This window comes from Kribbella sancticallisti, assembly GCF_039530625.1.
GTDB classification, from domain to species: Bacteria; Actinomycetota; Actinomycetes; order Propionibacteriales; family Kribbellaceae; genus Kribbella; species Kribbella sancticallisti.
On the sequence record NZ_BAAAOS010000066.1, the window covers coordinates 49,227 to 63,293 of the forward strand.

Here is a 14,067-nt window from a genome sequence, read left to right on the forward strand (position 1 = left end):
AGAATGCGGCGCAGTGACATCCCGGGGACACCATGGCTGCCGCCTCGCAGTGCTGCGGCTGCCGGTGCGCGGCCTACGTCCGCCACTATCCTTTTCGTCAACCGCCGACTTATCTCACGGACTATCTCACGGCACATCTCAGGAGATGTGTCACGAGATATCTTCCGAGAGCTGTTATGACACGTGGCACGCGCTGGCTGACAGCGGCTGCCGTGCCGCTGCTTCCTGGTTGCCACCCGCTAGGCGTCGCGCAACACGTCCCCCGGCTGGCTTCGCGGTTCGCCGCCCGAGGCTTCATGTCCTTAGCCCCGGGGCCTGCTGCCCGCTGTGGCATCGTCGCTCACACACGTTCGCCAGCGTGTTGCTGTAGACATCAGCTCACCCGGGCCTCTATACAAGGTGGGTTCACTCATCCGCCGCATTAGGGGATACGCCGCCGTGACCGACCTATCAGCCCCTGCCGGCAGCATCGCGCCGACCAGCCAGCCATCCGTCCCGGTCTCCGAGCTACGTCGGATTGAGCGCCTACGTGCGTGCGGCGTCGAGCTTCCTGACGGGCAACTCGCCGATCTGACACGCCGACTCATTATCGCCATCCACGCGGGCAAGGGCGGGGTGGGCAAGACGACCACCGCTCGCGAGCTCGCTTGGATCTTCGATGCCGTCCAGCTCGATTTCGACTGGGACGAGGGCGGCCTCTCGGGCCTTTGGGGCTACCGGCACGAGACGCGCGTAAACGCTCCGTTGTTGGACGCTCTGGAGACAGGCAAGGTGCCGCGGCCTCTGAAGGGGGATGCCTTCCGGGCGGACCTCGTCCCGGGCCATCCGGACCTGGTCGAGAATCAGCCGTCTGCAGACACCACAGCGTCTCTGCTCGAGAAGTGGGTGCAGCACTGGCAGCGGCCGGTGGTTGTCGACAACCATCCGGGTGGGGGAAGCATGGCGTACGGCGCCATGGCCGCTGCGCAGATAACGGTCATGCCAACGCCGCTGGAGTACCTCGCCTTGAAGGGGCTGGCTGGCACCTTGAGGGAGATGCGCGGCTACAACATCCTCATCGTCCCGACGATCGTTCCGCCGGTTCCTCCTGAGCGCATGATCGCCATGCTGGAGGACATCAGCCAGGAATACGGCGTCCCGGTCGGACCACCGATCTCTGAGGTAAAGGCCATCAAGCGTCGGACGCGGCGGCAGGCGCTCACGTCTATCGAGCCGGTGCCTGTGACATACGCCAATTTTGTCGGCGACATGAAGGCAGTAGCGAAGGAGGTGATCGACCATGCCGGACGCGCAGCCTGAGAGTTCCAGCTCCAACGGCATCGGTGCCCTTCGCAGCCGCCGGCAGAGCCGCGCGACTCGCACGCCTCCGCCGCCCCGTCATCCCGCGCCGGGTTCGCCTGGTGGGGACGCTGCCGGCCTGGATGCCTCCGGCAGCGTCGCAGAGACGCGTCAGCCCGACGAACTGACGCGGGGCACGTCCGAGGCAACGACGACAGCAGCACCCCCGGCTGAGTCCGACGTGGCGCCTGTGACCGTCTCGCCGATCGTTGAGGCGGCCGCCTCGGAGCCTGAGGCTCCCGCAGTCACCCCGGCGTCCACGGATGCGCCCGCCGAGCCGATTGCACCGGCCGAGGAGCAGGCCTCGACGGAGTCCGTCGTGGCACAGCCTGCCCCGCCCGTTGTCGTGGAGGTGGTTCGTCCCATCGAGGCGGCACCGGTCGAGGATCCGCCTGCACCTCTGACAGCAAGTCCCGTCAGTGGGTCGGCGGTGGCCGAGGTCGGCATACCCGCTGCGGCCGCGCCGACGAGTACGCCCGGCCTGCCGGATCTCCGAATCGATCCCACTGACCCCTCGATGACGATCGTCTCGGCGACGGTCCTGTCCATCCGTGGTCACTTGATGAGGCGTTTCGAACTGGCCCGGCCGACGGCACCGAGCCATACCGTCCTCATTCTCGAAGCGGTCAAGGCGACTGCCCAGGATCTTCCGAGCCTAGTTGCGGCCGCGCGGCCGTCGGCGGCGCCGGGGGACCTCTTTCCAGCGCGTCCGCTGGGATCGGCGGGTTCGTCGGCGGTGACCGATCCGCAGCTCGATCGGCCTGAGCCACTGCGGATCAGGCCGACGGTTGGCGAGCTGACGATCATTGACGGGCTGGCGGAATGGGTGACGTCAATCGTCAGGGCGAGCACACCGCGCGCTCCCAAGGTGACGCGCTCGGAGCTGGTGTCAGCAGCGCTGGACAGCTATCTGCCACCGCTGAAAGACCTCAGCAAGCCGCGGCGCTCCTGAAGCGTCTTCGTCTTGAGACCCGGCCGTGGTTCGCGATCGCGGTCGGGTTCCTATTTGGTCCCGGTACTGCTGCCGGCCGAGGTATCTACTGACCGAGGGGCCTTCTCACGTCGGCTCACTTGCAGCCGTACGCCGTCGTGACGCCGGGTGCGCGGGGCGGCGGGGTTGTCGACCCGGCATCGCTGCAGCTGGTCCCCACGATGCACCGCGGTCACGAGACGGAGCTGCCGCGCCTTGGGCTGTTCTTCGTGGCGACGACGTGGGAAAGGCGACCCGTTCAACGCCGAGCCGCACAAATGCGGGGCGATCGAGTTGTTCCGGCTCAATGAGCTACCGGCGGAGATGGTGCCGTACCCCGAAGGCCAGCCTCGACAACGACCTGAGCGGTACGGCGTACGCCGAGCTGGGCTGGTAGTCAGAAGGTCTTCTTCATCCCGGGCTGGCCTTCTATGACCGGCGGGTCTCCGACCAGGCCGGCCACCACGCGGCAGCTCGGAGCTGAGGGGCTCAATGCCCCGAAGATCCGAAACCGCGCGGTTGAAGGGGCTCGATGCCCCTTCAACCGCGAAACCGCCACAGCGGCCAAAACAGCCGGGGCCGGGACACTTCGGATGTCCCGACCCCTACAGGTTGGCGGCAGCTCTGGTCAGGCGTCGGCTGGCCTGGACAGGATCACGTCGGCGCGGAGCCTGCCCGTGTAGTCCTTTCCGAGCTCGGTGAACTGCGACAGGGCCCGGTCGGTCCAGGGCTTCAGGTCGTCGTCTTCCAAGAGCTGAGCCAGCCCGCGTGCTGTGGTTTCGTCGGGAGCGGCGAGGACCAGTTCGCAGTATCTGGCGCTGTCGGTGAGGTCGTTGGCGTAGTAGACGGTCATTGTCGGTTCGACCGCTGTCGGTGTGGCCCGTTCCTGCTGGTCCTCATCGGTTTCGCATTCGTCGGCCTCGGGGACGCTCCAGTGTCCGCAGTGGTTGCCGATGTCGTAGAGGTTGTTCTCGTCGGGCTCGATCCGGATCGGCGCGATCGACGGGTCATGGTGCTGGGTGTAGATGAGGACGTCTCCGTCCCACTCCATGCGGGTGATGTCGTCGTCCGGCGGGGCCATCAGGTGCGCGGCGACCTTCTCGGCTTCGGCCCGGTCGAAGCTCGGCACGAGCGATCCGTTCCAGCGCTTCTCGGGGTCGTAGTGGGCCTGGAACACTTCGACGCCGTCCTGTGTCACAGGTCCGTAGGTCGTGGTCATGCTGCTGCCGTCTCCGCCTGGCGCGCGTGCCAGGCGGCACGCGACATCCACTCCCGCAGCGCCGGGGCAGTGATGCGCGGCCGGTTGAGGGCGTGGACACTCTCGATGGTCCGCTTGAGGCCACCTAGGGCGAGCTGGTGAAGCGAGCGGGTGTCGGTGCTGCTGAAGGTCTCGCCGTGCCACACGCTCAGGATGGGGTCTTGGTCGGTGCGCTCCTGACGGCTCCAGATCGTCAGGTCGCCCAGCCAGCCCTCCCCGGCTGCGGTGGTCCGTACGACGTAGCGGTGTGCCAGATTCTCCGGCTCGTCCGCGTCGGTGGGGTAGTACTCGCGTACGTGGTCGCCCTCGGCGGTCACCACGTACTCGGCATAGGCGGTCGCGGTCGGCATGATCTTGTTGGCCTTGCAGTCCTCGACGAAGCGGGCGAACTCGGGGATGAACTTCTCCGGTGAGGCGCACTCGGCGTAGAACGTGCTGTCCTGGTCGTCGCTGATGATTCGCAAGATCACGGGGTCGCCCATGGGTGGACTCCTGTTCTGCCAGACGGCGTGGCCGTCAGCCTTCGGCCGACCGTTGTTCGCCCCCTCCTGGCGAACGCAGTGATTACCCGTAAGGGAGTGGAGGTCCACTGACGTTTACCGGGCTGGCGGCACGCGAGTTTCAGCGGAAATAAGGGAGCGTGCGACCGCCGCTGAAAGTCGTGGGACGGCTGGCCGGCGCCGAAGGCGCTCAGTTGACCTCCGCGAGTGTCGGGTCATCATGAAGTCGACAGGAGGGGGGAGAACAGCTCTTCTGCAGCGCCGACGAAGTCGGCACCTTCGGCCGCAGGCCGCCCTTGTTCCTAACCCGCCAGCCAGTCGCGGGCGTGAGGTGAGGGAAAGATGCGGGGCTCCGCCCCGGACCCCGCCCTCTCTCTGGGAGTCCCGAAGCGCCGGTGGGTCTCCCACCGATCAGGTGGGACAGGCCACCACACCGGGCGGCCACCCTCCAAGGGTCGAGCTTCGCTCGATCCCTCCTGCGTCGGGCAGTCCCTTTCCGGGCGACCACCCGGCGCGGTCCACGGGTGGCACCTGACCGACGGGAGACCCACCTCAAACCACCGCACGATTGCTGCTGCAGCCCTTATCCTCAAGAGATACACAAGCTGCAGGTTGTCGAGTGGGGGAGGGGAGTCATGTCGGATCACTGGGCTAGGCGATGGCAGAAGAACGGGCACGACCGCCTGTACGTCCACGGACCTGACGGTGTGGTGGGCTGGGTGGATCTGACCACAGGCCAGGTGCACGCCCAGACGCGGAGCTCGTGGTCGACGGCCGCCGACCGCGCGGTCGCGGACTGGAAGCGCAGCCACGTCACCACGACCCCTGCCACCACTTCGACCTCGGCCCCGGCGCCGGCCCCGATCGCTTCCAGCCGGCGGGGCGATGGCCTTTTCGGGGCACTTCGCCGCGGCCGAGCGTGACCCTGCTCTGAGCCGCTTCGCCGGTTCTGGGTACCTCTTTCATCTGGCCGTGTTCTACGACTGGCGGGTCTCCGACCAGGCCGGCCACCACGCGGCAGCTCGGAGCTGAGGGGCTCGATGCCCCGAAGATCCGAAACCGCGCGGTCGAAGTGGGCTCGATGCCCCTTCGGCCGCGGTACCGCCACAGCAACCCCCGTCGTTGACCGCTCAGCAACGGGATACTGCAGAGGGGCCGGAACACTTCGGATGTCCCGGCCCTCTGGTGTTCAGGTGTTACGCGGCGTCCGTGTCGGCCGGGGTGGCGTCGTCGGCTGGGTCCTCGGCGAATTCGGGCAGTCCGGCGGCAAGCCGTTCGGTTCCGCAGGCGTCGTATCCCCGGGCGATCAGAAACCGGAGGTAGTTCCTCTGGCCGCAGCCGTCCTTGTTTCGCCAGGACTGGCGGTTCAGGGCCTTCTCGTTGGCCGCCAGGACGACGGTGAGGAGCAGGACCTGGCGGCGCTTGTCGCTGACATCGTCGGCGAGCTGTTCGAGAGCGGAACGGCGCGGGGCAATCCGCGAGTCACCGGAGTACTGGGCGCTGCTGTCCGCCGCCACCCCGAGCCAGTCGGCCGCCAGCGGGTGACCGTCCTTGAAGCTGTCGCACAGGGCGTACTGCGACACAAGCAGTTCCTTGGTCAGGTACTCCACCGCTCCGGGCGGTGGGGTCATACGCGACACCAGCTCCTTCTTGACGAACGCGCGGCGGCGCGACACGGCAGCGTCCCATTCCTTGTTGCCCTTCATCACGCGGGAGCGGTCGATACTGGCGGCCTCTTTGCGTTCGGCTTCGCGCCGCTCGGCTTCCTCGGCCGCTGCCCGATCGGCCTCGGTGAGCTGCCGGACCGGGCCCGGGTGGCACTCGATGTGCTGCGTGCACACTGCCACCCCTTCATAGCGGCCTTCCACGGGCTCGGCACCGTCGCGTTCGTCGGCGGGCAGCATGTCGAGGTCCGAGGTGAGTGTCCCGTCCGGGGCCTTGTAGTACGGCACCTCCTTGACGATGAAGGCGTGGCCTGGGCACTCGGTGTGCTGTTCGACGCTGATGCCGTCGCCGTTCTCGTCCTTCAGCGCCGTGACGTAGCGCGCTTCGTTGTACCGGTCCCAACTGGCGCGAGCCTCGGTCACCGTGAGCCCCTGAGACTCCAGCGCCGCCTTGACCTTCGCCACTGTCGCAGCACGCTTGTCCAGGTCCTTGTAGTGACGGATCAGGGAGTCCAGACCGCCGCCGGTCCGATGCCTGATCAGCAGGCTGCGGACCCGCTCGGGGTCGTCCTCGAACTCGGCGATCTTGGCGGCCGTCAGGATGTCGAGGTCTTCGTGCTCGTCCAGCATGGCGGCTCCGCCTTCGGTCTTGGCGAGCTTCTTCGCTGCCCTGACCTGGGTCTTCTGCATCCGCAGTCCCTCGGCGATGTCGGTCTCGCTCACTCCGAGCAGGCTGAGTTGGTAAGCGGCGTCGGCGTGCTCGCTGTCCTTCATGCCCTGGCGGTACGTGTTCTCCGAGCGCTGGTTGATGATGCGGGCGATCTCCTCGGCTTTGTCGTCGCCCTCCGGGCCGGTCACGATGACCGGTACCAGGTAGTTCTCGGAGATGATCGCGGCCATGGTCCGGCTCTCGCCGTACCGGACACGGGTCTTCCCTTCGGCCGTCGCCATCGCGGGCTCGCCTTCCCCCTCTCGGGTCAGGAACACCGACTGCCCTTCGGCGGTGCGTACGGCGACGATGGGCTGCAGAACCCCGGAGGTTCCGACACTGGCGATCAGGTCGGCGTCAGGCTGTGCCTTACGCACGTTCCTGTCAGTCAGCAGCGTGCGTGCGTCGTGCCACTCCAGCCGCCATTCGGGGACCAGGGCGGCCATCTGCTCCAGATCGGGTGCGGCGTGTACTTCGGCTACCACGTGACTTGCTCCGTTCTGCCAGGCAGCGGGGCCGTCAGCCTTCGGCCGACCGTTGTTCGCCCCCTCCTGGCGACGAAACTTCGGACCCGTAAGCGACTGAGCCACAACCGCCGGCGGCTGCGAGTGCGTGTGGCGCAGCGCAGCGGAGACACCCGTACCGCAGGGCACACGACGGCGGTTGTGGAGCAGGCGTGTCGGGTCAGAATGGAGTGCCAGGAGGGGGAGAACAAACGCTGTTCACAGCGCCGACGAAGTCGGCACCTTCGGCCGCAGGCCGCCATCCCTAACCCGCCGGCCAACCACACAACCCCACCCCCAGCTGGAATCTCCTATCCGGCCAGGGATCTACCGGCATGGCCGGCTTTCATCACGATCGTGACCACCAGGCGGCAGCACCGTGGTTGAGGGCTCGATGCCCGAGAACACGGAAACCGGCGAACTGGGAAAATGGCGGTGTGGCGGCCTCGATATCAGCGGGGCCGCCACACCATCAACGTCAGGTCACCGCGTCCAGTTGCGGCAGTCGCAGCTTGTGTGGCACCGCGTACGGCGGCGCTGCAGCCAGGTAGGGATCCTGCTGGGACGCTGACCCTTCAGGATTCGCCGGGCCTGGCGCTGGCTCAGGGACCTGCCGAGCGGCAGCCGGACCTGGGCCACGATCAGGTTCGCCACGTCGCGCGAGCTCGTGATCTCCAGCTCCTCACAGGAGGTACCACGTCGGCCGCCGGGGGTGTCAGTGCCGATGCGGAAGTCGTCGGTGTCGGCCGTGCTGGGGTACTGGTCCCAGCCGAAGCGGCCTGGCCCGGCAACGGCCGAGTACGCCGTGCGGCTCCTGGACTCGTCATCGACCAGGTGCCAGGCGCCCGCGTAGATCGTTGCTTCCCCGTCGCCGGTCTCCGCAACGTAGGCGGACACGCCCTGTTCGTTGATCCGATCAACGACGTCGTCTAGGTGGAGCTCGGTTCCCATCTCAGGCCACCTCGCCCAGCCCGGCTGCTGCGCGTGAGTTGTGCCACGCGATCTGCTCCTTCAGCTCTGTCTCGGCGGCGGCGGTCTCTTCCGGGCGGTTCAGCTCCATCAGCTCGATCTGGCGGCGCTTCAGGTAGTACACGGCCCACTTGTGCAGGGTCGCCGTGTCGTCGGACCGGAACGGCATCAGCACCAGGTCCTGCAGCCTGTTCGACCGACGCTTGAGCTGCTGGCAGCGAACCTTCAGGCTGCCGACCCAGCCGCCTGGTACCTGCATCACGTTCAAGTCGTAGACGAACGCCGGGGAGCCGGACACGACCGGCTCCGGGTGGTCTGCGGCGTCGATGCGGTCTTGAGGGTTTGCGGCGGTGTAGTTCTCGTAGGCCGTGCCATCTGGTGTGACCTGCTGCTGCTGGCACCAGTCCAGGAACCGCACGATCGGCGGCACTGCCTGTGTCGGCGAGGCGTCGGCAGAGAAGTACTCGCTGCGGTTGGTACGTCGGCTCTCACCGGTTACTGCCTCGGTTCGGATTTCCAGCGTCGCGGGAACGCGCACGGCAAGCCTCCTGCTCCTGCCAGGCGGCGGGCCGTCAGCTCTGGTTGGCCGACTGTTGTTCGCCCCCTCCTGGCGAGCGGAGTGGCGACCCGTAAGCGGCTGTGGAGCGGCCTCCAGCGGCCGCGTGGGCGCAGCGCAGCGCAGAACGCGCGCCCGGGCCGAGGGAGGTTGTGGAACAGGCGTGTCGGGTCAGAATGGAGTGCCAGGAGGGGGAGAACAGCTCTTCTGCAGCGCCGACGAAGTCGGCTCGTTCAGGCCGCAGGCCTGCTGCATCGTCTCTTGTAACGGCGGTCTACGCGAGCGCGCGCTGGTATGAAGAAGCATCCCCCGTACGCCGGCGTACGGGGGATAGTCGAGATGGTCGAGCGGGCGGCGCGATCAGCAGCTCAGCGCCAGACTTGGCCGTGGTCCTGCTATCGGATGGTCGTTGTAGTCGCCGCCGCCGTTTCCGCGGCACTGGGGGCACCACGGCTGCAGCTGGGAATGGCGTGCAAGCGACAGAACGACCCACATGACCGGCCCGGCGTACAGAAGTGCTTCGATCTGTTCGGAGATGAGACCAGCATGCCGGGCGAGACCGAGCAGCCCGATGGTTGCTGCCGCGATGCCGATCCACCCCCACCGGTGCGTCCGTATCCAGTGGACCGTTGTCAGGTTCCGGCGGTACCGCTCGGCGCGGGCCGATCCGTCGAGTGGCATCTCGGCGATACAGCGCTCGCACAGCGGGCCGCGCGCATGCAGCAACAGCGCGAGGCCGGCGTGCAGGACGGTCGTAGTCCAACCGAGCTCGAGCCCGAAGGCGAGCCTGCTGGGTAAACCGACGAGCAGCTCGGCAGCTGTGTAGGCGACCTGCGCAGCGAAGGCGGTCAAAAGGATCCGGGACGCGTGGTGGCCGATCCAGGGACTGACGAAGAGGTCGTAACGCACGTGGTGCTATCCGATCTGAGAGCCCGGTACCTCGGGCTGTGGCTGGTGGTCAGGCCTTCTGGCCGATTCCGCCGGCGATGCAGTTCTCGATCCAACTGTTGTCGCGGGCGGTCTGTACTTTGGGCCACCACTGAACGCAGGGAACGACGCCGGGTGGCAGGAGAGCCTGGCCGGGGAACATAGCCTCGATCTCTTCGTGGCTCCGAAACCAGCCAGCTCCTATGGTGCTGGTGGTGAGTGTCTTCTCGATCTGGCGTACGACGCTGCTGGTGGCGTCTTCTGGGTCGAGGAAGTGTGTGATGACGGTGCACGAGCCAGTGGCGAGTGCGTCGACGTAGGTCTGCATCGTTGTCGCGACGTCGGGGGCGGCGCCGGGGTGGTAGTGCAGGACCGCGGTGCAGAAGATCGCGATCGGCGCTGACCAGTCAAGGAACGTGGTGAGCTCGGGCTGCTGCAGCAACTGGGCGGGGTCGAAGATGTCTCCGTCCACCACGAGGACGCGTTCGTTGACCGCCAGGAGCCCGTGTGCGTGGGCTAGGACGCTCGGGACCTGGTCGACGTAGACGACCTTCGCGTGCGGGTTCAGCGACTGAACGACGTCGTGCAGGTTGCCATCTGGTGTGGGCAGGCCGACGCCGAGGTCGATGTACTGGGTGATGCCGAGCTCGGACGTCAGGAAGGCCGCGGCGCCGCGAACGAAGTGCTTGTTCGCGGCCTCGAGGTCGGAGAAATGCGCGGTCGCCTGAGCGAGTCCCTCGTACAGCACTCGGTCGGCGAGGAAGTTGTCTTTGCCACCGCCTGCGAGATTCCAGAGGCGGGCCGTACTCGGCTGGCGCGGGTCGTCGATGCAGGAGCCAGTATCCGCGGGGGCTGACTTCGCCTCCGATGGGCTGGTCTCGTTCGGCATCGTGCGGGCCTCTTCCGTGGGTGGCGGGCGTGGGGACTGGGGGAGGAGCCCCCGGCAACCCGGGGGGAGTCGGGCGAGATCCACTCCACAGGGGGGGAGAGCAGATAGCCGGGGGCTCCGGTAGGTGGCGGCGACGCCGCTGGGTGTCGTCAGATCCGCCCGAACTGACTCGGCGCCGCCGCCGGCTCAAAGGTCTTCGTCGTGCCAGCGCCGGAACGTGTCGTTGAGCCGCCGCCACCACCGAGCAGCCCGGTGGTTCAGCAAGCGCACGAAGTCGCTCCAGCGCTGACGCATGCATCAGGTGTGGCAGCGGGGCGGGGTGGTCCCGCTTCGAGCCTTCATCTGACCTCCCTCGGATCCGGGCGCGTGAGCGCAACGGGGCGGGTAGCAGCGAGACCACCCGGAAGTAGCGCAGCGACTTCACTGCGTGACCAGCTTTGCTGGAGGCCGCCGGGCATGGGAGAGCGATTTACTGGGAGATCTACTGGGAGGATTACTGGGAGATATGGCGCAGCCACGCATTGGATGCTGTGCTGGCATCTGCCTATGGTGGAAGCGCGTGGCGTACGGGGAAGGTCAAGAAGTGGCCGCAAGGAGCGAACGCAACCTCAAGCTGAGGGATGCGCGCCGCGCACTGGGCATGACGCAGGCAGAGCTCGCGGAGCGGGTATCGCGGCGTCTCAGGTTGGATCCGCCGATCGATGGGAATTACCTGTCGAAACTCGAGCGGGGGATCTACACCTGGCCCACGGAGGCGTACCGCCAGGCGATGAGGGCAGAGCTGGGGGCCGGCTCCGATGCCGAACTCGGCTTCTACAGCAGCCGCTCTGCCCCGGAACAGGACCCGCCCAACGTGGATCGCCGCAGCTTCTTCGCACTCGGACCGGCCGCCGTGGCCGGTGGAATGATCGGTGGCTCGTCGGCCGCGGACTTCCTCGCCAGCATCGACTTGCCGGATCAGGCGCCGGCGCTGGTCGGCCGCGCTGACGTCGACCACATCGCCCAGAGCATCAGGGCGTTCAAGGCCTGGGACCGCAGCGTCGGAGGGGAGCTGTCGATCCATGCGGTCGCGGGACAGCTGCGGTGGGCCGCGAGACTGCTGGACGCTCGCGCTACCCAGCCTGGTGTCCGCGATGACCTGCACAGCGCGGTCGGCCATTTGGCGCAGGTGCTGGCATGGATGGTGGTGGACTGCGGGGCGCACGACGTCGCGCATCGATACTTCCGGTTCGCGGTGCACTGCGCGGAGGAGGCCGGGAACCACAGCCTTCGCTCGGTTGTGCTGTCGACCATGTCGCGCCACCATTTCCTCCTCGGGCAGTACGACGACGCGCTGAGCACCATTGAGCTCGCTCAGGTTCGCGCCGATCGACTGCCGGAGGCCGAACAATCGATGCTCAGCGTCGTGCGGTCACGGCCGCTGGCCAAGCTCGGCCGGCGATCGGATGCCCTTGCAGCGATCGGCACCGCCGAGGACCTGTTCGCCGCCCACGACCCGCGCCGGCATCAGCAGGTCGCGTGGATGGAGTTCTTCGACCAGGCCGAGCTCGCCGGCGACGCAGGCCACAGCCTTGCTGACCTGGCACTGGCGGGTGCGGCGCCCGAGCCGGCCCTGGACCAGCTCTGCTACGCCGTGGCCAGCCATACGGCCGGCTACAACCGCGCCCGGGCGTTCTGTCATCTCAAGAGCGCTGCTCTGTGGATGAAGGTCGATCCCGCGGTCGGCGTCCAGCAAGGAGCTCAAGCGATCGGCGACGCCGAGTCGCTGCGCTCGGGACGGGTCCGCAGCTACATGCGCGACCTTCACAGCGCGGCGGCCCCGCACAAGAAGCGGAGCGACGTCGCCGTACTGCGGCGGGACATCGTCCGGCTGGCTCAAGTGCCGGCGTGATGAGCGAAGTTCCGCACGACGAACTCGAACGTCTCAAGGCGGCTGTTGAACGGGCAGGGATCGAGCTGCGGGAGCCTCAGCTGCTGAGCCTCGGTGACAGCGCCACGATCGCGGTGAACGACGAGGTGATCGCGAAGGTCACTCGCTTCCCTGGTCAGCAATCGGTGGCCCACCGGGAGGTTGCGGTCTCACGGTGGCTGGCGGACGAGGGGGTTCCTGCGGTGACAGCCGTTGCCGATGCGGTTGATGAGGGCTCATACGCCGTGACGTTTTGGCAGCGAGTCCCTGAGCACCGCTCCGGGACGGCGGCCGAGGTTGCCGCGTGCCTGGCCCAGCTGCATGCGATCCCGGTCGACTCGGCGCCGGAGCTGGAGGAGGTTCAGCCGTTCGTGCGGGTCGCCGACCGGATCGACGCGTCCCCGCTCGACGTCGAGGACAAGCAGTTTCTGCACGAGCGCCTGGACGAGCTGCAGGAGCAGTGGCCGCCGCCTGCCGGGCTCGGTACGGCGATCCTGCATGGGGACCCGAACACCGGCAATGTGGTCGCGACACCGGACGGGCAGGTGCTGGTGTGGGATCTCGAGCGGTTCTCGATCGGGCCGCGCGAGTGGGATCTGACGCTGCAGGCGGTCAGCTACGACACCTGCGGCTGGCTCAGCGATAAGGAGTACGGCGAGTTCGTCGCCGCGTACGGCCACGACGTCACCGCAGCCGAGCACTACCCCATCTTTCGGGACGTTCGCGAACTGCGGATGACCAGCTGGCTGGCGAACAAGGCCGATCAGGATCCAGCAGTGCGGGCTGAGGCCCAGCGGCGGGTCGCGTGCCTGCGTGGCCGGCACGGCGAGCGGCCTTGGAGCTGGCAGGCGGGTTGACCAGGCCGAGACGAGCGCAGCTGCTCGCCCCGGCCTGGCGGAGTCCTCGGCCTCGGGGGGAGTACCTCGACGGGCCGGACAGGTCCGGCCGTTGCGGATCGAGGCTGCCGGAGACTCCGGTCAGGGAGGCGGGATCGGGAGCCGGCGTTGAGGATGGCGCCGGCTGCTTGGTGTCTGGAAGCTGAGGAGGCATCCAGTACGCCGATCCCGCCTCGGTTCAGGTGCCCACAGGGCGGATCATCGCGTTCGTGCGGCTCTCGATGCGCTGCTGCTTGGTCTCGGCAACGGCGACGAGGGCAGCGACATGGTCGAGGCTAGGCACCAGCACGTGCGCGGGGTTGTATCGCTCGATCGCCACGAGCAGAGCACGGAACATCGATCCGTCGGCGTCGGGCTGGTCGACGTAGATGCTGCCGAGCTGCAGGCGCGCGGCGATGGCGTACTCGCCCAACCGCGCCCGAACCTCGGCGATCGCCGACTCGTCGGTCAGTTGTGCAGCGTCGATGTAGCCGAGAACGAACGGGCGGGTTGCGTCGTCGCCGACGTTGCCGCCGACGGCATCGCTGGTGCCGGCTTCGATCACGCTAGGGAGCAACGCGGGACCCCGACGCCCATAGATGGTGTTCATGGCAGTCACCTCTGGATTCCGGCGGTGACCAGCTCGCACACGGTCGCAGGCTCGGGATCGATCCAGTGGACCTCGGTCTTGCCGCCGTGGCCGTGAACGGCCAGGAGGGCTTCGATGCTGTCCCAGACGGCCGTGCAGGGAGTGTTGGAGATCCACCGGACGGCGACCGAGCCATCGCTGTACTGGACGCCTTCGGCGACGTCGCCGGTGCCGCTGACGTCAGAAACGTCCACATAGCGATGGAGCTTGAATCGGCGCAGTGTCATCGTTCGGGGTCCGTCCTGTGAGGTGGGCGTGGCCTGCCAGAGCGGTGACCGCGGGTGCGGCCGTGGAGATCGGGGTCGTCGTCGCGGCGCCACGTGGACCCCTGGGCCGATGCCGTGAGGCGGA

At 67.5% G+C, this 14,067-nt stretch carries 13 protein-coding genes; 4 read left to right on the forward strand and 9 right to left on the reverse strand.

Annotated elements, in window-relative coordinates; translation table 11 throughout:
- Nucleotides 1-438: 438 nt before the first annotated feature.
- Both ABD255_RS41285 and ABD255_RS41290 read left to right on the forward strand, forming a co-directional pair.
- Entirely contained in the window at nucleotides 439-1,299 is an 861-nt protein-coding gene (locus tag ABD255_RS41285) for a ParA family protein (protein ID WP_344222309.1), read from the forward strand.
- A gap of 556 nt (nucleotides 1,300-1,855) precedes the next feature.
- On the forward strand, nucleotides 1,856-2,290 hold the full coding sequence (locus ABD255_RS41290) for a hypothetical protein (RefSeq protein WP_344222310.1): 435 nt from the start codon (nucleotides 1,856-1,858) through the stop codon (nucleotides 2,288-2,290).
- 646 nt (nucleotides 2,291-2,936) lie between these two features.
- Here ABD255_RS41290 and ABD255_RS41295 read toward each other — a convergent pair.
- From ABD255_RS41295 to ABD255_RS41325, 7 genes are all read right to left on the reverse strand, one after another.
- On the reverse strand, nucleotides 2,937-3,527 hold the full coding sequence (locus ABD255_RS41295) for a hypothetical protein (RefSeq protein ID WP_344222311.1): 591 nt from the start codon (nucleotides 3,525-3,527) through the stop codon (nucleotides 2,937-2,939).
- Complete coding sequence (locus tag ABD255_RS41300) at nucleotides 3,524-4,048, reverse strand: hypothetical protein (protein ID WP_344222312.1); 525 nt, start codon at nucleotides 4,046-4,048, stop codon at nucleotides 3,524-3,526. Before ABD255_RS41300 ends, ABD255_RS41295 begins: the two co-directional genes overlap by 4 nt.
- 1,214 nt (nucleotides 4,049-5,262) lie before the next feature.
- Nucleotides 5,263-6,924 carry a ParB/RepB/Spo0J family partition protein gene (locus ABD255_RS41305; RefSeq protein ID WP_344222313.1) on the reverse strand — a complete coding sequence of 554 codons (1,662 nt, stop codon included), beginning with the start codon at nucleotides 6,922-6,924 and terminating at the stop codon, nucleotides 5,263-5,265.
- Nucleotides 6,925-7,425: 501 nt separating this feature from the next.
- Entirely contained in the window at nucleotides 7,426-7,893 is a 468-nt protein-coding gene (locus ABD255_RS41310; protein WP_344222314.1) for a hypothetical protein, read from the reverse strand.
- 1 nt (nucleotide 7,894) lies between these two features.
- The gene (locus tag ABD255_RS41315) at nucleotides 7,895-8,449 is read right to left on the reverse strand and encodes a hypothetical protein (RefSeq protein WP_344222315.1); all 555 of its coding nucleotides are present in this window, start codon (nucleotides 8,447-8,449) and stop codon (nucleotides 7,895-7,897) included.
- Between the two features lie 378 nt (nucleotides 8,450-8,827).
- Nucleotides 8,828-9,376, reverse strand: coding sequence for a hypothetical protein (locus tag ABD255_RS41320; protein ID WP_344222316.1), 549 nt, complete (start codon nucleotides 9,374-9,376; stop codon nucleotides 8,828-8,830).
- 49 nt (nucleotides 9,377-9,425) lie between these two features.
- Nucleotides 9,426-10,283 (reverse strand): SAM-dependent methyltransferase, encoded by an 858-nt coding sequence (locus tag ABD255_RS41325; RefSeq protein ID WP_344222317.1) that lies wholly within the window; start codon nucleotides 10,281-10,283, stop codon nucleotides 9,426-9,428.
- Between the two features lie 583 nt (nucleotides 10,284-10,866).
- Between ABD255_RS41325 and ABD255_RS41330 the strand changes: the two genes are divergently transcribed.
- Together ABD255_RS41330 and ABD255_RS41335 are read left to right on the forward strand one after the other, a co-directional pair.
- Entirely contained in the window at nucleotides 10,867-12,174 is a 1,308-nt protein-coding gene (locus ABD255_RS41330) for a helix-turn-helix domain-containing protein (RefSeq protein ID WP_344222318.1), read from the forward strand.
- The gene (locus ABD255_RS41335; RefSeq protein WP_344222319.1) at nucleotides 12,174-13,049 is read left to right on the forward strand and encodes a phosphotransferase enzyme family protein; all 876 of its coding nucleotides are present in this window, start codon (nucleotides 12,174-12,176) and stop codon (nucleotides 13,047-13,049) included. Before ABD255_RS41330 ends, ABD255_RS41335 begins: the two co-directional genes overlap by 1 nt.
- 217 nt (nucleotides 13,050-13,266) lie before the next feature.
- Here ABD255_RS41335 and ABD255_RS41340 read toward each other — a convergent pair whose 3' ends face one another.
- Entirely contained in the window at nucleotides 13,267-13,677 is a 411-nt protein-coding gene (locus tag ABD255_RS41340) for a hypothetical protein (protein WP_344222320.1), read from the reverse strand.
- Between the two features lie 5 nt (nucleotides 13,678-13,682).
- Complete coding sequence (locus ABD255_RS41345) at nucleotides 13,683-13,943, reverse strand: hypothetical protein (RefSeq protein WP_344222321.1); 261 nt, start codon at nucleotides 13,941-13,943, stop codon at nucleotides 13,683-13,685.
- Between the last annotated feature and the right edge of the window lie 124 nt (nucleotides 13,944-14,067).